The sequence below is a fragment of the Oceanihabitans sediminis genome (assembly GCF_003337215.1).
Classification (GTDB): domain Bacteria; phylum Bacteroidota; class Bacteroidia; order Flavobacteriales; family Flavobacteriaceae; genus Oceanihabitans; species Oceanihabitans sediminis.
The window spans coordinates 638,646-659,317 of record NZ_QPIG01000001.1; the positions used below are offsets into that span (position 1 = coordinate 638,646).

Below are 20,672 nucleotides of genomic sequence, written 5' to 3' on the forward strand. Positions count from 1 at the left end.
CCTAACAAAAATCTATTTTAGAAAAAATAATTAACCTTGAACAACATACTTCTTCCTAAATTGGTAGAGATGTTTTCTATTCGAAACAATGAAGACTGTAAGATACTTGTATTAAACCTAGTTGCTAATACATTATAACCGTTTAAAGATATGTCTAGATACTTTAATTTATTTGTAAAACGGAATTCGAAATCTAAAGAAGAAAATGCTTTTTCATTAGCAATTTCTGAATAATTATATGCTGTTTTAACTAAAAAATTGGAGAGAAAATGATATTCTATTTTAGATTGAAACCCTATAGATTCGAAGTCTCTAGAATTTAAACCAACTTTTTGAGTATTATAAGCTAGATAAGGTTTAAAATAGATGTTTGGTAACGCTTTAAAATTCGTTTTAAATCTAGGCGAAAAGTTTATTCTTTTGTTGGCTACCTCTTGGTTTTCTAGTAAATCTATATGTTTAACAGATTCTGAATATGTTAAACTAACCCCTGCTTCCCAAGTATTAAATAAGTAAAAAAAGGAATTTCTTGATCTGAAATTAAATCCGTTTTTAGCTTGATTGTAATATGTTGAAACACTATTTATATCATTAAAAATATAGGATTTTTCTAGAGTGTTTTTAAATATCTGAAAACTACTTATTGAATTAAAGGAATAGTTTTTAGGAATATTATAATCTGTGTATTTTAAAACAAAATTTTGGGTTGTAGACTTATTTAAATCTATATTACCTATTGTAACTGTATTATAGTTATTGACAGCATAATAGTCATCTAGTTGATTTACTTTTGGTAAGTTAATGTTGCTATTATAATTAAAAGTAATTTGTTTTTTTGTATTGATGAAATACCTAATATTTGTAAAAGGATTAAATACAGTTTCTGAAGAAGTATTCTCTAAATTATACTTTTTAATTTTTAGTGAAAACATATGTACAACACCACCGAAATCCACATTCCAATTATCTTTTTTGTAGTTATAATTTAATTTAAAATCTGATTGCATAGTATGAAAACGCAATTTTGAGTTGAAATTACTTCCTAAATAATATGCACTTTCATTCTCCAATAATTGGTTTTGATTGTTTGTTAAATCAGCAAAATCATAACTTGTTTTATTACTGGCAAAAAGTGTATTGTTTTGATTTAGATTGTAGTAATAAATAGCTCCTAATTGCACATTAAATTCACTTTTACGATGATTTTTATCTAGAGAATAAAGGTTTTGATCTAACCATGGTATTTGTTCCTCTAAGAAACCTTGATTACTCGCTAATAAATTATTTTCATTGCTATTTGTGTAGCTTAAGTTAGATCCATAAACTAAAGTCTCATTGTCTGTTAAAGCTAACACTTCTTCAAAAATAGAATTTATACTAAGGTTTTCTCCTCTACTGGAAGTAGCATAGTCTCTGTTTCCTAAACCACTAATAGATGCTGTTTTATTATGGTTTGTATCATTATTTATTACAATAGCATTTGCAAAAAGCCTTTCTTTTTTAGTGTTTTTTAAATAGTTTGTTGCCCGAAAATAAAAGGATTTATTCTGAATGTTTTCAAACTCCTGTCTTGTGTCTATACTATTATTATTGAGGTATTCTGTTTTTTCTGTAAACGATTTTTCTTTATTTACTAAATTATAATAACTCAAAAAATCCCAAGTAGAGTTTTTGTTAATTCGTTTAGCATTTAGAGCCACTATTTTATTGTCAATTTTAGAAAACTCATTTTTATCAATACCGTAGGCAATAGGTGTTTCTATTAAATTAAAAAGTTCTGAGTTAATATTAGAAAATGCCTCTGCTTCATTATTTCCTATTAATTGTTGGGCAATATTATTGGCATTAACAATAAGATTATTTTGATTTTTTCTTTTAAACTGAAAAAAGGATGCCTGTGCTTCATAAAAGTTACTAAAATCTGAACCCCCTGAAACATTACCAAAAATAATAGATTTTCTATCTTTTTTTAGTACTAGATTAATAACCTGTTGCTCTGTCCTACGATTACTTTTTAATAAATTTGATTTACTATAGTTGGATATTACTTCTAGCTTTTCAAGCGCATCTGCAGGAATATTTTCTAATCCTAATTTTGTACCTCCTCCAAAAAATTCTTCGTTTTCTACTAATAGTTTTGTGATCTTTTCTCCCTTAAAATAAAGACTACCATCTTCTTGAATGGTTAATCCTGGTAGTTTTTCTACCAAATCCTTTAACTTCCTATCATTATCGTCTATATATTTAGATAAATTAAAAGATATGGTATCTCTTCTTACTTTTACTTTAGGTTTTTCGTGCTTTATAATAACTTCTTCTAGCGCATGATTATTGGGGCTTAAAAAAATGGAGATTTTATTTTCTTTAGCTGGATTAAAACCAACAATAGTGTCTTTAAAACTTAAATGCTTTGTCTTTAACACATACTTTTTATTACTGTTTAAAGAAACTTTAAAAGCACCTAAAGAATCTGAAATTAAAATATTTTCTGGTGTTTGTTGACTTAAAGAATCTGAAACTATAACTACAACTTGCTCAATGGTATTCCCGCTTATATCTTTTACCAAACCAGTAAACTCTTGTTGTGCAAAACAGCAAGTAGATATAAGAAAAAACAGTAATATACGCATGTAATAAAAGTTTATAATAAAAATAACGTTACTTAAATAAGCAACGTTATTAAGAGTAAAATAGCTTGTTTTTAATTTCCGCCTTGTATTATAATTCGCTTGTATCTTCTTTTAATATCCTCTCTAGTATTAATAAACTCTTCATCTGTTAATACTTCATGTTTAGATAATTTTTTTGGTTTTAGTTTCGAACTATAGGTGTCATTAAAAGCTATTTTTTTTGCTGTATATCTTATGTTTTCAATATTAAGTTCTATAATTAAACCTGGTAAACCGTGATAGTGCAATGGCCCAAAGGGCAATGGCAAATCTGTGGTAAACCAAGCGTAAATGGATTTCTCAGTAACTAGATACCAAAGGTTTTTTCCGGTGTAAGTTGCATAATAACAAGTATAGCCATCAATTTTTTTAGATTTGCTAAAATCTATTTTCCACTTGCTATTTAGGTCTACAGAAATGCTTACTAATTTATCCCAATAATCCATACTTGCGGTTGCAGTTTTAGTTGCAACACTATAGGTATAATCAGGCTCGCCATTTGCTTTATACAAAGCCTCATGATCTAGATTATAATTTTTTGTATCATAATCCCTTAACAGAAAAGATTGGCTACTTTTTTTAGTGAAAGCTACTCCCAGCTCTACAGCGTTCATTAAGCTATCCCTAACTAGTGTTCTTTGGTATCCTTCTTCATAGTCTCTTCTAAATTCATCAGAATAAAAAAAAGGCTCAGTTAGAGACACTTGATAGATAATATGACCAGTATTCTTGCTGTTTTGAGCAATTAAAAACTGAAACGGAAGGAATAAAAAGAATAGGTATTTCATTTTAAAAGACTTTACAAAACAACAAGAAAGAAAGAAAGAAAGAAAGAATAACAAAAACAAATTAATACCTAAGAAAAATCGTTTTTATTTATCAACTATCGCTGTATTTACTCTAAAATAGCAGCAATTCCCGGTAGTGTTTTACCCTCTAAGCTTTCTAGCATAGCACCTCCTCCTGTACTTACATAGCTCACTTTTTTCTCAAAACCAAATTGTTTTACTGCTGCAACTGAGTCTCCTCCTCCTACTAACGAAAAAGCACCATTTTTTGTTGCATCTGCAATAGCATAACCCAAAGCAATAGTCCCTTTTGCAAAATTATTCATTTCAAAAACTCCTAAGGGTCCATTCCATAAAATGGTTTTAGATTGCGCAATGATTTTTGCAAAAGCAGCTTCGGTATTAGGCCCAACATCTAAAGCCATCCAACCATCTGGAATTTCGTTTACAGCACAGGTATCTGTATGCGCATCGTTACTAAAAGCATCTGCAATTACAGCATCTGTTGGTAAATGCACTTGTACATTTTTGTTTTTAGCTTTTTCTAATATTTCTAAGGCAAGTTCCATTTTGTCATCTTCCACTAAGGAGTTTCCTATTTTTCCTCCTTGTGCTTTTATAAATGTAAAAGTCATTCCTCCACCAATAATAAGGTGATCTATTTTATCTAAAATATTATCGATAATTGTTATTTTAGAAGACACTTTTGCCCCGCCAAGTATTGCTGTAACAGGTTTTTCGCCTGTTTCCATTACCTTTTTAATGCTTTCAATTTCTTTAGCTAACAAATGACCAAAACATTTATTTCCTGGAAAAAACTGAGCAACAACGGTAGTAGATGCATGTGCTCTATGCGCTGTACCAAAAGCATCATTCACATAAATATCTCCTAATTTAGAAAGGGATTCAGCGAAGTCTTTATCGCCAGATGTTTCTTCTTCATGAAATCGTAAGTTTTCTAATAATAAAATTTCACCTGGTTTTAATTTTTTTGCTGCTTCTTCGGCTTCCGCACCAACGCAATTAGTTACAAACTTAGTTTCCACACCTATTACGTCTTCAATCGTACTTACAATATGACGTAAGGAAAATGCATCTTGCACGCCTTTTGGTCTTCCTAAGTGAGACATTAAAATACAGCTTCCGCCATCTTCTAAAACTTTAATAATAGTTGGTTTTTCCGAAACAATTCTATTACTATCGGTTACTTTAAAGTCTTCATCTAAGGGCACGTTAAAATCTACTCTTATTAGGGCTTTCTTGTTTTTAAAATTGAAGTCGTTAAGTGTTTTCATTTGTATGAGATATATAAATTGTGCGTTTATTTAAAAGTTTAAAGGTCAATAAAAATAACAAAATGCACAATATTTTATTTATTTAAAGTTACATCTTAAACAATTATGAAGCATAGGCATTAAAACCTTTGTTTATATTTTATTAAAAATGACAACTTGACTATCTTGTGATTTTTAGAATCTGCTTGATTTTTCTTATTTCAATGAAAAATGTCTCGAGATTCAAAACAAAACAACTTCATATATTTGATAAATTTTAAGGTATATTTGCTTCATGCTTTTTAGTGAAATTATAGGACAAGAACATATAAAAAACCATTTAACACAAAGTGTAGATAATGGTAGAATTGCGCATGCACAACTTTTTGTAGGACCCGAAGGTTGCGGAACACTTCCTATGGCTATTGCTTATGCGCAATACCTTTTATGTAAAAATACGGGCAAAGAAAACAATAATGGTAATGCTGCTTGCAACTTAAAATTTGAGAATCTTTCGCATCCAGATTTACACTTTGCTTTTCCTGTAACTACAAGCGATAAAGTAAAAAGCAAACCAGTTTCTAAATACTATTTAGAAGAATGGAGAGAACTACTAAAAGAACAGCCTTACGGAAATTTATTTGACTGGTACAAACGTCTTGGAGTTGATAATAAACAAGGACTTATTAATGTAGAAGAAGCAAATGAAATTGTAAAATCTCTTACACTTAAATCATATGAAGGTGGATATAAAGTCATGCTCATTTGGATGGCTGAAAAAATGCATATTTCGGCTGCCAATAAGCTTTTAAAACTGATTGAAGAGCCACCAAACAAAACCATATTTATTCTTATTGCTGAAGACGAAGAACAAATAATTAATACGATTAAATCTCGTTGCCAAATTTTACACTTCCCTCCTTTAGCTGAAAACGATATTAAAAACTCGCTAATCAAGAAATACAATCTAGAAGATAGTGTTGCAACAAAAATTGCTCACCAAGCTAATGGTAATTACAACAAAGCTTGTGATCTAGTTTATCATGATAGTGAAGATATTCAATTTGAAACTTGGTTTATTTTCTGGATTAGAAGCGCGTTTAAAGCAAAAGGAAACAAAGCAGCTATTCACGATTTAATTTCATGGAGTGAAGAAATAGCAAAAACAGGAAGAGAAACGCAAAAACAATTTCTACATTTTTGTGTAGAATTTTTCCGACAAGCTTTACTTATGAATTATAATGCGAATGATTTAGTTTATTTTGAACCTAAAACCGAAAAATTTAAACTAGAGAACTTTGCTCCTTTTATACATGACAATAATATTTTAGAAATCTCTGAAGAATTACAAAACGCTATCTATCATATAGAGCGTAACGGAAACTCTAAAATTATCCTAACAGATTTATCTATAAAACTAACCAGATTACTGCATAAAAAAAGTCAGACAACTGCCTGACTTTTTAATACTCTTAAAATAGTTTTTTTATTTCTTATAACTAGCATTTAAAGCTTCTGTTACAGGTTCTGTAATATCGTTAGCTTCACTACCATACAGAACACTACCTGCTTCGTTTTTACCTAAGATATACGTATAACCGTGCTTCTTTCCGTAGTCTGCAACAAAGTCTTTCACTTTTACTAAAACGGAATCAATTTCCGTTTGAAACTCATTCTGCATTACTTGTTGCTGCATTTGAATTTGTCTTTGTAATCCTTGTTGCTTTTGTATTAACTCTTGGTATTTTTCTTCTGCTTTTTTCTGTGCCATTTTTCCAGCAGCCATTTCAAAAGCTTTTGCCTCTACTTGAAAAGCATTTGCTAAACTATCTGTATTCTTTTTAAAAGCTTCGTCTTTAAGTTTGAATTTTTCTTCAATATCAATTTTAGCTTGATAATTATTAATTAATTCTCCGTTATCAATAAAAGCAATTTTTTGTTGCTCGCAAGAAGTAAAAACCAAAACAGTTAAGAGTGCATAAATTATTTTTTTCATTTTTATATTTTTTATTAGACCACAAATGTAGAAAAAGGAAAGGAAATACTAATTATAAAAGATTGTTATAGTATTTGAAATAAGAATAAAGAAACACTATTAAAAATAACTTAAAATAAAGCGTTTTAAGAGCGAAACAGAAATTAGTCGTGTATTTCGTTGTTGCGACTAAAAATCATCAAATAAACCTTCTATAAATAAGAATTAGCTATTTTTTAAGATGTAAATTAAGGAAGAATACTCTCCAGATCGTTTTGCAAGCCAATTAGATCGAAAACCAATCCAAAAAGCTTTAAACGGATTCATAAATCCATTTTGATATTTTTCTGAAAGTAGACTTACATAATAAGAATCAAATTTCATTGGAAGCGTATTCACCACTTTCATATTTTCTTTTGAAAAAAGAGAAGCTATAGAATCTTGATTAAAATGCCAAAGATGTCTAGGAACATCATAAGCTGCCCAAAAGTTTTTATAATGTTTTGCATCGAAACTTTTATAATTAGGAACAGCTACGATTAAAACTCCATTTTCTTTTAGTAGTTTTTTAAATACAGAAATTTGCTCTTCTAAGTTTGGTACATGTTCTAAAACATGCCAAAGGGTAATAACATCGAAACTTTGATCTTCAATTTTATTTAAATGTTCAGAGTTAAAAACAGCATTAGTCGTTTTTGAATTTGCAATTTCTCTTGCTTGTTGGTTTGGTTCAATCCCTAAAACTTTCCAATTATTTTTTTGTGCAGTTTGTAAAAAATCTCCAGTACCACATCCAAAATCTAGAAGCGATTTTTTTTCAGAAGAATCAAAATTATTTGCACGCTCAGAAAACGAATTAATGATTTTTAGTTTTCGTTTTAAAGAAATACTTCTAACCAAGTGATATGCTTTTTCAAACAAATTTCTTTTAGAATCTGTATGCGAAATATAGTCTTCGGTTTTATAATATTCAGAAAGATTTTCTTCTTTTGGTTGCGGAACCGTTTCTAAAAATCCGTAGGATTTATTTTGAACTAATTCAAATTCTTCTCCAGAAACAGAATAATCTTTTACCTTAAAATAACTTTCTTTTTTTTTCATTTTGAATAAAACCGGAACTAATTCTAAAAGGACAAATCAGAACAATTTGTCGCAAATACATATGTGTTTTTCATATAAAAAAAACAGATGTTCCACGTGGAACATCTGTTTGATTCCTTAAAAATTATCTGCCCATATAAACTAATAATACAGAAATATCATTAGGAGATACTCCACTAATTCTTGAAGCTTGTGCAATAGAAGTTGGTTGAATAGATTTTAATTTTTCACGCGCTTCAAAACTCATAGATTTGATTTTTGAATAGTCAAAATCACTTGGGATTTTCACGTACTCTAACCTATTTAATTTATAGGCATTTTGTTTTTCTTTAGCTATATATCCAGAATATTTAACTTGAATTTCTGTCTGTTCAATAACTTCATTATCTAGGTTATTTTCTTGAATATAATTCTCTACAGCATTAAATTTTCTAACATCATCTATAGTGATATTAGGTCTAGAAAATATCTTAAACATCTTGTCTTGCTGTTTCACTGGAGAAGAATTCTTTTCTTCTAAAACCGGATTTGCTTCTTCAGGTTTTACACTTGTGTCTTTAAAGAACTGTACAAAATCTGCCGCCTTAGAATGCTTTTCTTCCATACGTTTTAAACGTTTTTCAGAAGCAATTCCTAAATCATATGCTTTAGGAGTAAGACGCAAATCGGCATTATCTTGTCTTAACAAGGTTCTATATTCGGCACGAGAAGTAAACATTCTATAAGGCTCTTCTGTTCCTTTTGTAATTAAATCATCGATTAAAACCCCAATATATGCCTCGTCTCTTTGTAGCGTAAAAGGATCTTTTTCTAGAACTTTTAAACTAGCATTTATTCCTGCCATTAAACCTTGAGAAGCCGCTTCTTCGTATCCAGTTGTACCATTAATTTGTCCTGCAAAATAAAGTCCTTCTACAAGCTTTGTTTCCAAAGTATGCTTTAACTGTGTAGGTGGGAAATAATCATATTCAATCGCATAACCTGGACGGAAAAATTTCACATTTTCAAATCCAACTACAGAACGCAATGCTTTAAATTGAACATCTTCTGGAAGCGATGTAGAGAAACCATTAATGTAATATTCACATGTATTCCAACCTTCCGGTTCCACAAATAATTGATGTCTATCCTTATCAGCAAAACGATTAATTTTATCTTCAATAGATGGACAATATCTTGGACCTAAACTTTTAATTCTACCATTGAACATTGGTGAACGATCAAATCCTTCACGAAGTAAATCATGTACCTTTTCACTAGTATAAGACATGTGACAAGAACGTTGTTTAGTTAAAGGTTTTGTTACATCAAGAAAAGAAAATTTCTCTGGCTTTTCATCTCCTGGTTGCTCCGTCATTTTAGAAAAATCTAAAGATCTTCCATCCACTCTTGGCGGTGTTCCAGTTTTCATTCTACCAGATTCAAAACCTAATTCTACTAATTCTTCTGTAATACCTGTAGCAGCTTTTTCTCCAGCTCTACCACCACCAAAACTTTTATCTCCAATATGTATTAAACCATTAAGAAAAGTACCATTAGTTAGAACAACTGTTTTGGCTTTTATTTTTAATCCTAGTGAAGTTTTAACTCCAATAATTTTATGATTTTCCACTAACAAACCAGCAACCATTTCCTGATAAAAATCAAGATTTTTAGTCTGCTCTAACATCATTCTCCAATCTTCAGCAAAACGCATTCGGTCGCTTTGCACTCTCGGACTCCACATTGCAGGTCCTTTAGATTTATTAAGCATCTTGAATTGTATAGCAGAAGTATCACTTACAATACCACTATAACCTCCAAGCGCATCAATTTCACGAACTATTTGCCCTTTTGCTATTCCTCCCATTGCGGGATTACAAGACATTTGTGCAATGTTTTGTAAATTCATGGTTATTAGCAATGTTTTGCTTCCCATGTTTGCAGCAGCAGCAGCAGCTTCACTTCCTGCGTGACCACCTCCTACAACAATTACATCATATACTTCGTTGAACATGTATTATTCTTTTAACTAATTTTACTTTATTTAAAGTCTTTCTGAGCTATAATAAATTCAGAAAAACATAATTGTTCCACGTGGAACATTGACTTTTTCACGATTAAAAAATCGTGCAAATATACAAGGAATCTTCTAATTAGAAGAAAGTTGATTTAGATAGAAGTTTTCCTTTTCACGCATCAACTTAGCTTCTTCTTCTGTTTTATCTTTATAACCGCAGTAGTGCAAAACACCATGAACAAGTACTCTTTGAAGTTCTTCAGAAAAGGGTACTTCAAAATCTTTTGCATTGTCTTCTACTCTTTCGGTGGAAATAAAAATATCACCTTGTACAATTTTTCCTACAGAATAATCGAAGCTAATAATATCTGTAAGGGTATCATGATTTAAAAATTCTACATTTAATTTATGTAGATAATCATCATCACAGAAGATATAATTAATATCCCCTTCTTTACATTCTTCAGCTATAATTACAGAAGAAATCCATGACGATAAAACTTCTTCGTTTTCTAAATTAAAATTGTTTTCGTAGTTAAAACTAATCATCCTTTTGTTTAAAATACTCTTGTACTTTCTTTTTATAAATAGGTTGCAAAGGTAAACTTTGTCTGTTTAATATTTCAGTAGTATTAAAATATTGTTTTGCGGTAGGTATTTGGCTTTTAGTTTTATTATCGAATTGTTTTTTATTTGTTTGTGCTTCTCTTTTTTCTTCTTGTCCTTGCTCTAAAACAGCTTCTTCTAATTTTAGTAATTCATGTTTTAGATGCATCATTTTTTCTAAAGTTTTATTTGTAAAGCCTTTGTTTAATAAATCTAATTCTATCTGTTCCATTTCCTTTAGAAGATTGTTTCCTGCACCATTTAAGCCTTTTTTATTCAACATATCTTGAAGCGCTTGACGTAATTGCTGTTGTTGCTGATAGATTCTGTAAATTTCACCATTCATTTGCTCACTATTACCTTCTCCCTCACCCTGCTTAGAGCCACCTTCTCCATTTTCTTTACCAGATTCTCCGTCTTTACCTTTTTCTCCATCTTCACCTTCCTTTTTACCTTTGTCGCCTTTTTTCATACCTTCTTGCATTTCTTTTGCAAGTTCTTCTTGACTTTTTATAATATCTGGTAGTCCGCCATCACCTTGTCCTTGACCTGGCTTAGGTTGTCCTTCTCCACCACTACCCTGACCACTCATTTGCATTTGCATATTTTCAAGAATATTACTTAAAAAATCTGCAAGATTATTGGCAGAGGTAATTACATATTGTTGTCTAGAAACACCTTTATATATTTGATTTTCTGAGAATTCACCTAAGGATTTATCTATATTATAAAAAACTTCATGAATTTCTTTATTCACTCGTTCAGAAATCTTAGGTTGCCTTATAGATAAAGCGAATAGACTATCATCAATATGTGAGAAATGCTCTCTTAAATGGTGTTGCTTACGTAAGTGAGAAGCGTATTTATTATGATTGATTTCTATATTTTGAAATTGATCCATTAAAGACTCTTGATCGAAAGAAAATAGTAATAAATTATCCAGGATTTGACGAAGCATAGTCACATCTTCAGCAATTCTCTCTCCAGAAGAAGCAGACATAGCTGCTTGCATTTTCTTGCTCATTTCCTTCATCTTTTCAGCTGCTTGTTTTTGTTTTTGCTTAGCTGATTTTTGACTATCGGAAGTTTTTTCTTGTTCTTCCTGTTCCTTTTTCTCTTCTAATTTATCAGATGCCTCTTGTTGATCCTCCTTAACTTTTTCCTCCCCTTTAAGGTCACGATCAATTTTTTCTGGCTGCCTTAATTCTAGATTTTCCTTTTCTAAAGCATCCATTTCCTTTTGGAATTCTTCAAATTCTTTATTGAGCTCGTCTTGCTTTTCTTTAGTGTTATTTTTAGGAGATTCCTCAGAAAGTTTCTCTTGCTTTTCGGCTAATTTTTCTAATTCTTGTTGAAGTTTTTCTAATTTTTTAGCTACATAGTATTTTTTAGTAAGTTCTAATAGTTGTTCTAAACTTCGCTTCTGACTTTTATTTTGCTTAGAAAGCTCTTCAAGTTTCTCACTTAATTCTTCCTTATCTATTTTTTCTTGTAGTTTTTCAAGCTCCTCTAGAAGTTTTTCATCTTTTTTGAGCTGCTCTTCATTTTCTTTTAATCGCTCTTTTAAATCTTCTTTAAAAGTGTCTAATTCTTCATTTTCTTTCTGAAATTCTTCTAAGTTTTCTTTTAACTGCTTATTGAAGTTTTTCATCATTTCTTCTTGCTGCTTTTGGCGCTTTAAGAAATTATCTAATTTACGTTTATCATTAAAATTAAGTGTAGCTTTTTCTTTCTGTGTTTTTGAAAGTTCTTGCAGTTCTTTTTCGCGTTCTTTAAAATTTTCTAAGGTTTCGTTTAGATCTTTTATAGTTTCCTTTTGTTCTTGTAACTGCTTTTGTTCTTCTTCATCTTTAGTCAATTTAATATAAGAAAAGATCTCACTTTTGGTGCTTTTATATTTATTAATCTCATCATTATCAAATATTTGAAAATATAATTCATAGCTTACACCTTCTTTTAGTTCTAGATTATCCGGGAAGGCGCTAATAAAATCGGCTACATTTGCATTGTTGATAGGTATATTTTTAACGGTTTTATTCTTTTCATCTTCCGTTGGATAATAAACCATTTGAAGTTTAGATAATCCGTAATCATCACTAACTTGTCCGTAGAAATACAAACTTTGCTGATCTAAACTATCTACTTGCATTTTTAAATTTAGCTCTGGGTATTCATCTTTAATAACATCTATATTAAAGGCTAATTTCTCGTAATCTTTTAGGTTTTTATTACTAGTTGTAAGTTGATACTTTAAATTCTTATAAACGCGCTTAGAAGCTTCAAAAACACCTTTAGAATTAGTTTGAAACTCTAAAGTATCTGCAGTATACAAACGAACTCGCTCTGTTGCTTTTGTATGTAATTTCCAAGTAATTTTGGTTCCTTGTGGAACAACAGCGTTACCAGTACTTTTTAAAATTTCATCTTGCATTTTTGTATGGCTTGGATAGTTTAAAACCATATCAAAATACAAAAGTGTTGGTGCTTCAATAACTTTTATAGTGTAAGATTTTGAAGTCACTTTATTTGCCGAAAGTTGAAATGTAATATCTTGTTTTGGTTTACTTATTACATACTCATAATCACCAATAGCTTTTTGTTGTAATAAATAAGTTTCGTTATTATAAGTAATTTGTGCATTTTCTGGAAGCACCTCTCCTGCAGCTTTAATAATTAATTTGAAGTCTTTGTTTTCGGTTGCTTGTAGGTTTTCATTTAAAACATAAAACTGAAACGGAGCAGGTGGCTCATAAGCAGTTTTATAATTTACCACACGTTCATAACTATCACTAAAAAGGTTGAATCTTCCAGAAACCGAAGCTAAAAGCAAAATAAGAACTGGAATTACAGCATATTTTAAATACTTGATGTTCTTTTTAAAATTTATAGCAAGTTTAAACGGAATTAGCTTTAATTCAATAGACTTTTGTTCAATACTAGCAAGAAGAAGTTCCGATTGGGATGCAGATTGTTGTAGTTGAATAACATTAAGAAGTTTATCATTTACTTCTGGGAAATGCTCACCAATAATTCTAGAAGCATCTTCGTAATCTATTCCTTTTTGAAGCTTTATTAATTTAGAAAAAGACAAAGCAATAAATTGGATAAATAACAAAGCTTCAACCGCAACAAAAAGCCAAAATAAAATGGTTCTTCCTATTGGACTTAACCATAAAAAATGTTCGATTAGAAGGGTAAATAAAAAATACAACAAACCGATACTAAAAAATAGAATACTACCTTTTATGAGTTCATTAGTGTAATATCTTCTAATAAACGCTTCTAATTTTGCTTGTATGTTTTTAAAATTCTGCAACATGAAACTATTTAACCTATAAAACTACAATTTTATTTTTTAGCATAAGCTAGTAAAATATATAACATTCTGTTAATTAGCTAACACAATCATGCTACGTTTTTTTCTTTTCAAAGAAGATTAAAAACGAATAACTACAAAGGAAACAAAAAGGAAATACTTAGCTATGTATGTAATAATAGTAACCAATAAGCCAACTTCATTTAACAAACTTTTGAACTTTAATAATCTGTTATGAATTTCAAAAAATCTATCTTTGCAGCTTCAAAAGACAAACACAATGACCAAGAACGTTAGAGTGCGTTTTGCACCAAGTCCAACAGGACCATTACACATAGGAGGAGTTCGTACGGCTCTATTCAATTATTTATTTGCTAAAAAACACAACGGAACCTTTGTATTACGTGTTGAAGATACAGACCAAAACCGTTATGTAGAAGGCGCTGAAAAATATATTATTGATGCTTTAAATTGGTGTAATATTCCTTTTGATGAAGGGCCAAATAAAAACGAAAAATTTGGACCATACAGACAAAGTGAGCGTAAGGAAATTTACAAACAATATGCAGATCAATTAATCGCTTCTGGTAATGCATATTATGCTTTTGATACTGCAGAGGAATTAAATGCGCACAGAAAAGATCATGAAGCAAAGAAAAAGACCTTTATTTACAATTGGCATAATCGTTTAAAACTAAATAACTCTTTATCTCTATCTGCTGAAGAAGTTCAAGCAAAATTAGATGCAGGAGAAGATTATGTAATTCGTTTTAAATCTCCTCAAGATGAAACTTTACACCTAAATGATATTATTAGAGGTAATATTAGCATAGACACTAATATTCTTGATGATAAGGTGCTTTTTAAGAGTGACGGTATGCCAACTTATCATTTAGCAAACATTGTAGATGACCATTTAATGGAAATCACGCATGTTATACGTGGTGAAGAATGGTTACCAAGTTTAGCACTACACTATTTATTATATAAAGCTTTTGGTTGGGAAGCTCCTGAATTTGCACATTTACCACTAATTTTAAAACCTACAGGAAAAGGTAAATTAAGTAAGCGTGACGGAGATAAATTAGGATTCCCTGTATTTCCATTAGAATGGAATTCACCAGATGGAGAGGTTTCTAGAGGTTATAAAGAAGATGGTTATTTTGCAGACGCTATGATTAATTTCCTTGCCTTTTTAGGATGGAATCCAGGTACAGAGCAAGAAATATTTAGCCTTAAGGAATTGGTTGAAGCATTCGATTTGAAACGTGTTAATAAAGCTGGAGCAAGATTTGATCCAGATAAAATAAAATGGTTTAATCATCAATATATGCAAGAGCAAGATAATGATGACTTAGCAGCATTATTTAAACAAAAGCACGAAAACTTAAAAGATATTGATGTAAATTATATTTCATTAGTGGTAGGTTTAGTTAAAGAACGTGCAACTTTTGTTAGTGATTTTTGGGATTTAAGCCATTACTTTTTTCAAGCTCCAGAGAGCTATGATGAAAAAGCATATAAAAAGGCAATGAAAGAAGATACTCGCGAATTACTGAGTGAACTTTCAAATATTATAAACACAGTAGACGATTTTGAAGTAGAAAATCTTACTACTACTGTAAAATCATGGATAACAAGTAAAGAAATTGGTTTTGGTAAAGTAATGATGCCATTACGACTAGCTTTAGTTGGTGCACTACAAGGTCCAGATGTATTTGATATTATGTATATGATTGGTAAAAACCAATCGATAGAACGAATAAAAAACTTAGCAACAGCTATGTAAAAACAAAAAAGCGAGCTAAATAAGCTCGCTTTTTTTATGTTTATATAAATAGTTACTAAAAAGTAATCATTGCGCTAATAGCAAACATAGATTGATTTCCGTTAAACTTACTATCCTTATTTCCAGAAGTATCTAAATCATTCTTATTTAATTTGCTTAGCATATTTGTAAAGCCATAAATATATTGAGCTTTAATTCTAAAGTGACTAAGTCCTGCAGATAAACCTACTGCTCCATCAATATTAAATTTTGAAATATCACTAATTTCTTCTGCAAGAAGATTATTATAATTAGTAATAATATAGTTTTTATACTTATCGTCTTTTAGTTCTAATTCGCCATTGTATTGTAGCATTGGTCCAACATCTAATGTCAAATAACTACCTATAAGCTTTATGTGCGCTTGTAAAGTAATTTGTGCAGCAAATAATTTATAATCTATATACTCACTAGTAGGAGAAACAAGTGTAGGTCTTGCGGCAATACCAATAGTATTTTCAGAAAGTTGAATACTATAACTTACGTTATACCATTTATGGGTTAAATCTACCGTAGCCGACCCTCCTACTACAAAACCATTTCCTTTTTGAGTCTCAAAATTATCTGTAATTATATCGAATTGCGTGAGTCCACCGTGAAGTCCTAAACCATTTTTTATAGGTACTTGTCTATGTTGAGCAAAATTAATTGTAACAAAACCTATAGTACATGCTACTAATAGGATATATTGTTTTAAATTCATAAATTATGTTTAAGTATCAAACAAATATAGTTTATTTTTAAAATTTTAACCTTTTAACTAATAAAAATCAATTTTATGGGACAATTTATTTTAATTCCGTTAATATTCTTCGGATTAATCATTTTAGCATCATCCTTTTTCATGGTGAAACAGCAAACCGCAGCAATTATTGAACGTTTCGGTAGATTTAACAGTATTCGTCATTCTGGTTTACAGATGAAAATTCCGTTAATAGACCGTGTTGCTGGTAGATTAAGTTTAAAAATTCAACAATTAGATGTAATTGTGGAAACAAAAACCTTAGATGATGTATTTGTGAAACTAAAAGTTTCTGTACAGTATAAGGTAGTTACAGAAAAAGTTTACGATGCTTTTTACAAATTAGATTATCCGCATGAGCAAATCACCTCATATGTTTTTGATGTGGTACGTGCCGAAGTTCCAAAAATGAAATTAGATGATGTTTTTGTGAAGAAAGATGATATTGCAGTAGCTGTAAAAAGTGAGTTAAACGACGCTATGATGGATTATGGTTTTGATATTATTAGAACTTTAGTAACAGATATTGATCCAGATCCTCAAGTAAAAATAGCGATGAACCGTATTAATGCTGCCGATAGAGAAAAAACAGCAGCGCAATATGAAGGAGATGCACAACGTATTTTAATTGTTGAAAAAGCAAAAGCTGAAGCAGAAAGCAAGCGACTACAAGGACAAGGTATCGCCGATCAACGTCGTGAAATTGCAAGAGGTTTAGAAGAGTCTGTAGATGTATTAAACCGTGTAGGTATTAATAGCCAAGAAGCTTCAGCGTTAATTGTTGTTACGCAACATTACGATACCTTACAGGCTATTGGAAGTGAAACGAACTCTAACTTAATCTTATTACCAAATTCACCACAGGCAGGAAGCCAAATGCTAAATGATATGGTTGCAAGTTTTACAGCAAGTAATCAAATTGGTGAAGCAATGAAAGATGCTAAGAAAAAGAAAGATAGCAACAAGGGAGCTAACAATGAATAAAATTTTCCTCCTATTGTTTTTGTGTAGCGGAATAAGCATTGCCCAAAACAAAGAAATATTGAAAGAATTAGCTTTAAGAAACGCCAAAACAACAAGTGAGGCTACCATTTCTGAAGATTATAAAACAGTTTTAAAACATACCCATCCATATCTTATAAACCTTATGGGTGGGAATGAAAATGCTTCAGAAATAATTAAAGCATCTTTTAAAGAGCTTCGTTCTAAAGGAATAGTTTATGAAAAAGCCGAAATACTAAGTGTTTCAGATGTAGTTTTTGAACAAGACGAATACAGGTGTCTTGTAAAAGGCTATAACCAAATGAAATTACCTAATCTAAGAGTAAAAGCTACTAGTTACTTAATGGGTTTTTATAATGCAAAAGATAGTATTTGGTATTTTATTGAAGCAGATAAAATGAATAATAAAGAGCTTGCTGATACTTTATTTCCAGGATTTAAAACCAAATTGGAGATTCCGAAAGACGTAGTAGAAACTGAAGAAATTAAAGAATAGTAGTTATTTAACAGTTAAAAAACGTAACAAAAAATCAAATAAACTCATTTTCAAGTTATATTTGTTTGTATAGATACGAAATTGTATCTTAAATTTATTACAAATTAAAAAACACAGTACAATTATGTTAAGAATTTTTGGATTATTTATATTATTAATTTCACCTAGTTTGGTTACATCGCAGAGTATGCTAATTGATACTGGTGGAGATGTTGCTGGTAGAGGCGCAGGCTTAATTGAAACATCTCCTGTTATAATTAACGAAACCTATAAAGGTACACCATATCTTAATGAAGATTATTCTGTAATTTCTATAAATAAAATAGAAGGGGAAACTTTTAGCGCACGTTTTAATGCAGCAGCAGATGCTATGGAAATTTTAGTGAAAGACGGAAAAGCTTATAACCTTTCTCGTGATACAAACTTAGAAGTTACCTTTTTAATATCTAATAAAAAGTATCGTGTTTTTTATTATAAAAACGAAAACAACTCTAATAGAAACGGCTATTTCGTAGTTTTAAATGATGATGATATAAAACTTTTAAAGAAGGAAATCATTAAATTTCATGATGAAAAACTAGCAACAAATAGTTATGATAGTGCTAGACCAGCTGAATTTAAAAGAGAAAAAGATAAATATTACTTCTTATTAAAAGATCAAATTTATGTTACAGAAGTTCCTAAAAGAAAAAAGGACTTGGTATACGCTCTTAATTTAGATTCTGAAAAGAAAGATAAAGTAGAGAAGTTTATGAAGAAAAATAGAATAAAAACAAACAAAGAAGAAGGTTTAATAGAGCTATTTAATTATATAAATACTCTATAAATACCTGTTAAATACTAAAAAAGCTCCAAGTTCTTACTTGGAGCTTTTTTTTTGCTTATTAATATATTTCTTAAATACTGTTTTAAGACTGGATAAATAATCTTCTAAACATTTTTTATCTACAGTAGACTGATGTAGTGTAGGTATAGCAATAGGATTTTCATCTAAATGCACATACAATTCATGATGATTATTCTGAATATCTAGTAAAAGTTCAGAAATCTTAGTTAATAATTTTTGTTGTGTTTTCATAATTCAATACATTTAAAATCAACAATTTAAGTTAATAAATTATATTCAATTTTCAAAATTATTATACTATTAGATTATTTAAAAGGATGACGTTCTTGCCAATCTCTAATAGGATTCAAATATTTAACTAAAAGTTTTAAAAAAGTATTGCCAATAAAGTTATTTGTATGCTTTAAATAAACGTGCATTACATGCGGTTTTGCTCCAATAGAACTTTTAATTTCCATAGCTGTTCTTGCAAAAACAATACTTTCAAAATTATTTTCAATACCATAAATGGTCATTTGGTAAAGCATATTTAAATATAGCTGGTGTTCCTGCTGTAAATCTTGCTTATATCCTAAAAAATAGGTTTCTATCGTGTTATCATTTAAAATCAAGGTATAAAAACCAATTAACTCTTCCTTTAAAAAACAACCAAAAACCTTGAAGTCTTCATTTAAGTATTCTTTTAACTTATAAAAATGATTTGGAGCAAGTTTAAAGGAATTTACCCCTGCATTATCAGATACATTCTCATAAAGAGTATAAAGTATCTTAGATTGCTTCTTTATAGATTCTAAATCTAATTCCCTTGTTTGAATCAAATAGGCTTTCTTTCTGGCTCTTTTGTACCTATCTCTATATTTTTTATTGAAAGCTGCAATATAATCTTCTGTGCTAGTCCATTGCTTTGGAATTGAAAAAAGCATATTTGGTTGCACTTGGACTTTATACAAGTTTTCCTTTTTAAAAAATGCTGTATTTGTGTGAATTGGATCTTCTTCAAAGAAATCTTTAAATGCTATTATTCTAATCTTCTTCTGATATTGCTTTTTAATATCCTTTTTAAGTTGATGTATGGCTTGACTTAATTGTTTGAAATACGCTTCCATAGAAATTTCTTCGGAAAGAAAAAATATACCATGCTGGCCAGTATGCATTAGGTTTCCAATTATCAATGCATTTCCTTTTACAATCTTTGCAAAAAGTTTTTTACCAAGAAATTTTAAATTATTTGAGGAGGTATTTCGAAATATATCATCGGTATACATCTGTACACGTTGAATAACCGCAATACCGACTAGTTTTTCGGCTTTATACACACACAAATAGTTACTATATATGTTTGCAGGAGAAGATTGTTCTAAAGCGCTTAAAAAAGCTTTTTTTAAGAAAATATCACACGTAGGAAGTGCATCCCAAGTATTTGGAAGTTCATTTGTATTCTTAAAAAGTTTAAAGTGTACCAAATAGAAAAAATAAAAGACTGAAAATATACACTTTCAGTCTTTTAATATATTAAATCATTACAATCTTTTATAATCCGCAAAGAAGTGCACCCATTACCGTAAGTGTTAGAATCCAATATCCTGCGTTTATAAAAATATATCTAAAGCTTTTACGCTCGAATAAAGCATTGGTACCGAGAATTGGTAAAGCACCTAAAACACCAAACATTGCACCGTGTAAAGCACCATGTTTAAAAGTTCTAAAAGCACTACCGTAGTCTTCCATAAAAGCAACATAGGATGGTAAAGAATTTGTAGCATCCCCTCCTATCATACCTAATGCACCAAACTGGTGGTTGGTAAATTGCATTAACAAAAAGGCTAATAGGGCTGAAAAAACTAGAGACAAACCAAAAATTATTGCCATGTTTCCTCCTTTTATTTTTTCTTCTGTCATGCCAGATTCACGCATCCAAACAGTTCCAAAAACCTTAGGATTGTACCAGAAAGCGCCAATTAGTAATGCGGAAACAGCAGCTATAGGAATAGCCCATGGATTAATTAATTGCATATATATTTATTTTATA

The 20,672-nt window shown here is 30.1% G+C and carries 17 protein-coding genes; 5 read left to right on the plus strand and 12 right to left on the minus strand.

Annotated features, from left to right (window positions below):
• Window positions 1-17: 17 nt before the first annotated feature.
• The 3 genes from DU428_RS02900 to DU428_RS02910 form a co-directional block, all read right to left on the minus strand.
• Window positions 18-2,630, minus strand: coding sequence for a TonB-dependent receptor (locus DU428_RS02900; RefSeq protein ID WP_113965765.1), 2,613 nt, complete (start codon window positions 2,628-2,630; stop codon window positions 18-20).
• Window positions 2,631-2,701: 71 nt separating this feature from the next.
• Window positions 2,702-3,457: a GLPGLI family protein gene (locus DU428_RS02905; protein WP_113965766.1), complete on the minus strand. Its 756-nt coding sequence runs from the start codon at window positions 3,455-3,457 to the stop codon at window positions 2,702-2,704.
• A gap of 107 nt (window positions 3,458-3,564) precedes the next feature.
• Complete coding sequence (locus DU428_RS02910; protein WP_113965767.1) at window positions 3,565-4,752, minus strand: phosphoglycerate kinase; 1,188 nt, start codon at window positions 4,750-4,752, stop codon at window positions 3,565-3,567.
• Between the two features lie 274 nt (window positions 4,753-5,026).
• On the opposite strand from DU428_RS02910, the gene DU428_RS02915 reads away from it, so the two are divergent.
• Window positions 5,027-6,190 (plus strand): DNA polymerase III subunit, encoded by a 1,164-nt coding sequence (locus DU428_RS02915; protein ID WP_072347827.1) that lies wholly within the window; start codon window positions 5,027-5,029, stop codon window positions 6,188-6,190.
• 27 nt (window positions 6,191-6,217) lie between these two features.
• On the opposite strand, the gene DU428_RS02920 is transcribed toward DU428_RS02915, so the two are convergent.
• From DU428_RS02920 to DU428_RS02940, 5 genes are all read right to left on the minus strand, one after another.
• A complete protein-coding gene (locus DU428_RS02920) occupies window positions 6,218-6,727 on the minus strand; it encodes an OmpH family outer membrane protein (protein ID WP_072347825.1) in 510 nt (169 codons plus the stop codon).
• Between the two features lie 204 nt (window positions 6,728-6,931).
• Window positions 6,932-7,807 carry a class I SAM-dependent methyltransferase gene (locus tag DU428_RS02925; protein WP_113965768.1) on the minus strand — a complete coding sequence of 292 codons (876 nt, stop codon included), beginning with the start codon at window positions 7,805-7,807 and terminating at the stop codon, window positions 6,932-6,934.
• Window positions 7,808-7,931: 124 nt separating this feature from the next.
• The gene (gene mnmG / locus DU428_RS02930; RefSeq protein ID WP_113965769.1) at window positions 7,932-9,803 is read right to left on the minus strand and encodes a tRNA uridine-5-carboxymethylaminomethyl(34) synthesis enzyme MnmG; all 1,872 of its coding nucleotides are present in this window, start codon (window positions 9,801-9,803) and stop codon (window positions 7,932-7,934) included.
• Between the two features lie 135 nt (window positions 9,804-9,938).
• The gene (gene ybeY / locus DU428_RS02935; protein WP_072347819.1) at window positions 9,939-10,355 is read right to left on the minus strand and encodes an rRNA maturation RNase YbeY; all 417 of its coding nucleotides are present in this window, start codon (window positions 10,353-10,355) and stop codon (window positions 9,939-9,941) included.
• Window positions 10,348-13,731 carry a DUF4175 family protein gene (locus tag DU428_RS02940; RefSeq protein ID WP_165839139.1) on the minus strand — a complete coding sequence of 1,128 codons (3,384 nt, stop codon included), beginning with the start codon at window positions 13,729-13,731 and terminating at the stop codon, window positions 10,348-10,350. Before DU428_RS02940 ends, ybeY begins: the two co-directional genes overlap by 8 nt.
• Window positions 13,732-14,008: 277 nt before the next feature.
• Here DU428_RS02940 and gltX point away from each other — a divergent pair, with 277 nt between their 5' ends.
• A complete protein-coding gene (gltX, locus tag DU428_RS02945) occupies window positions 14,009-15,517 on the plus strand; it encodes a glutamate--tRNA ligase (protein WP_072347815.1) in 1,509 nt (502 codons plus the stop codon).
• Between the two features lie 55 nt (window positions 15,518-15,572).
• On the opposite strand, the gene DU428_RS02950 is transcribed toward gltX, so the two are convergent.
• Window positions 15,573-16,259, minus strand: coding sequence for a hypothetical protein (locus DU428_RS02950; protein ID WP_113965770.1), 687 nt, complete (start codon window positions 16,257-16,259; stop codon window positions 15,573-15,575).
• Window positions 16,260-16,334: 75 nt separating this feature from the next.
• On the opposite strand from DU428_RS02950, the gene DU428_RS02955 reads away from it, so the two are divergent.
• The 3 genes from DU428_RS02955 to DU428_RS02965 all read left to right on the plus strand — a co-directional run bounded on the left by DU428_RS02955 (window position 16,335) and on the right by DU428_RS02965 (window position 18,622).
• Window positions 16,335-17,282, plus strand: a complete 948-nt coding sequence (locus DU428_RS02955) for an SPFH domain-containing protein (protein WP_113965771.1) — start codon at window positions 16,335-16,337, stop codon at window positions 17,280-17,282.
• Complete coding sequence (locus DU428_RS02960) at window positions 17,275-17,796, plus strand: hypothetical protein (RefSeq protein WP_072348866.1); 522 nt, start codon at window positions 17,275-17,277, stop codon at window positions 17,794-17,796. The genes DU428_RS02955 and DU428_RS02960 overlap by 8 nt, the downstream gene beginning before the upstream one ends.
• 124 nt (window positions 17,797-17,920) lie before the next feature.
• Window positions 17,921-18,622 carry a hypothetical protein gene (locus tag DU428_RS02965; protein WP_072347808.1) on the plus strand — a complete coding sequence of 234 codons (702 nt, stop codon included), beginning with the start codon at window positions 17,921-17,923 and terminating at the stop codon, window positions 18,620-18,622.
• A gap of 33 nt (window positions 18,623-18,655) precedes the next feature.
• On the opposite strand, the gene DU428_RS02970 is transcribed toward DU428_RS02965, so the two are convergent.
• The 3 genes from DU428_RS02970 to DU428_RS02980 form a co-directional block, all read right to left on the minus strand.
• Window positions 18,656-18,874, minus strand: a complete 219-nt coding sequence (locus DU428_RS02970) for a hypothetical protein (RefSeq protein ID WP_072347806.1) — start codon at window positions 18,872-18,874, stop codon at window positions 18,656-18,658.
• A gap of 74 nt (window positions 18,875-18,948) precedes the next feature.
• The gene (locus DU428_RS02975; protein WP_165839140.1) at window positions 18,949-20,106 is read right to left on the minus strand and encodes a peptidogalycan biosysnthesis protein; all 1,158 of its coding nucleotides are present in this window, start codon (window positions 20,104-20,106) and stop codon (window positions 18,949-18,951) included.
• Between the two features lie 67 nt (window positions 20,107-20,173).
• Window positions 20,174-20,656 carry a DUF1761 domain-containing protein gene (locus tag DU428_RS02980; protein ID WP_072347802.1) on the minus strand — a complete coding sequence of 161 codons (483 nt, stop codon included), beginning with the start codon at window positions 20,654-20,656 and terminating at the stop codon, window positions 20,174-20,176.
• Between the last annotated feature and the right edge of the window lie 16 nt (window positions 20,657-20,672).

Bases quoted from the DNA above. Each gene is read 5' to 3' on its own strand.
- DU428_RS02970 (WP_072347806.1), bottom strand. From the start codon at position 18,874: ATGAAAACACAACAAAAATTATTAACTAAGATTTCTGAACTTTTACTA.
- DU428_RS02965 (WP_072347808.1), top strand. From the start codon at position 17,921: ATGTTAAGAATTTTTGGATTATTTATATTATTAATTTCACCTAGTTTG.
- mnmG (WP_113965769.1), bottom strand. From the start codon at position 9,803: ATGTTCAACGAAGTATATGATGTAATTGTTGTAGGAGGTGGTCACGCA.
- DU428_RS02920 (WP_072347825.1), bottom strand. From the start codon at position 6,727: ATGAAAAAAATAATTTATGCACTCTTAACTGTTTTGGTTTTTACTTCT.
- DU428_RS02910 (WP_113965767.1), bottom strand. From the start codon at position 4,752: ATGAAAACACTTAACGACTTCAATTTTAAAAACAAGAAAGCCCTAATA.
- DU428_RS02905 (WP_113965766.1), bottom strand. From the start codon at position 3,457: ATGAAATACCTATTCTTTTTATTCCTTCCGTTTCAGTTTTTAATTGCT.
- DU428_RS02960 (WP_072348866.1), top strand. From the start codon at position 17,275: ATGAATAAAATTTTCCTCCTATTGTTTTTGTGTAGCGGAATAAGCATT.
- gltX (WP_072347815.1), top strand. From the start codon at position 14,009: ATGACCAAGAACGTTAGAGTGCGTTTTGCACCAAGTCCAACAGGACCA.
- DU428_RS02940 (WP_165839139.1), bottom strand. From the start codon at position 13,731: ATGTTGCAGAATTTTAAAAACATACAAGCAAAATTAGAAGCGTTTATT.
- DU428_RS02925 (WP_113965768.1), bottom strand. From the start codon at position 7,807: ATGAAAAAAAAAGAAAGTTATTTTAAGGTAAAAGATTATTCTGTTTCT.
- DU428_RS02955 (WP_113965771.1), top strand. From the start codon at position 16,335: ATGGGACAATTTATTTTAATTCCGTTAATATTCTTCGGATTAATCATT.
- ybeY (WP_072347819.1), bottom strand. From the start codon at position 10,355: ATGATTAGTTTTAACTACGAAAACAATTTTAATTTAGAAAACGAAGAA.
- DU428_RS02980 (WP_072347802.1), bottom strand. From the start codon at position 20,656: ATGCAATTAATTAATCCATGGGCTATTCCTATAGCTGCTGTTTCCGCA.
- DU428_RS02900 (WP_113965765.1), bottom strand. From the start codon at position 2,630: ATGCGTATATTACTGTTTTTTCTTATATCTACTTGCTGTTTTGCACAA.
- DU428_RS02950 (WP_113965770.1), bottom strand. From the start codon at position 16,259: ATGAATTTAAAACAATATATCCTATTAGTAGCATGTACTATAGGTTTT.
- DU428_RS02915 (WP_072347827.1), top strand. From the start codon at position 5,027: ATGCTTTTTAGTGAAATTATAGGACAAGAACATATAAAAAACCATTTA.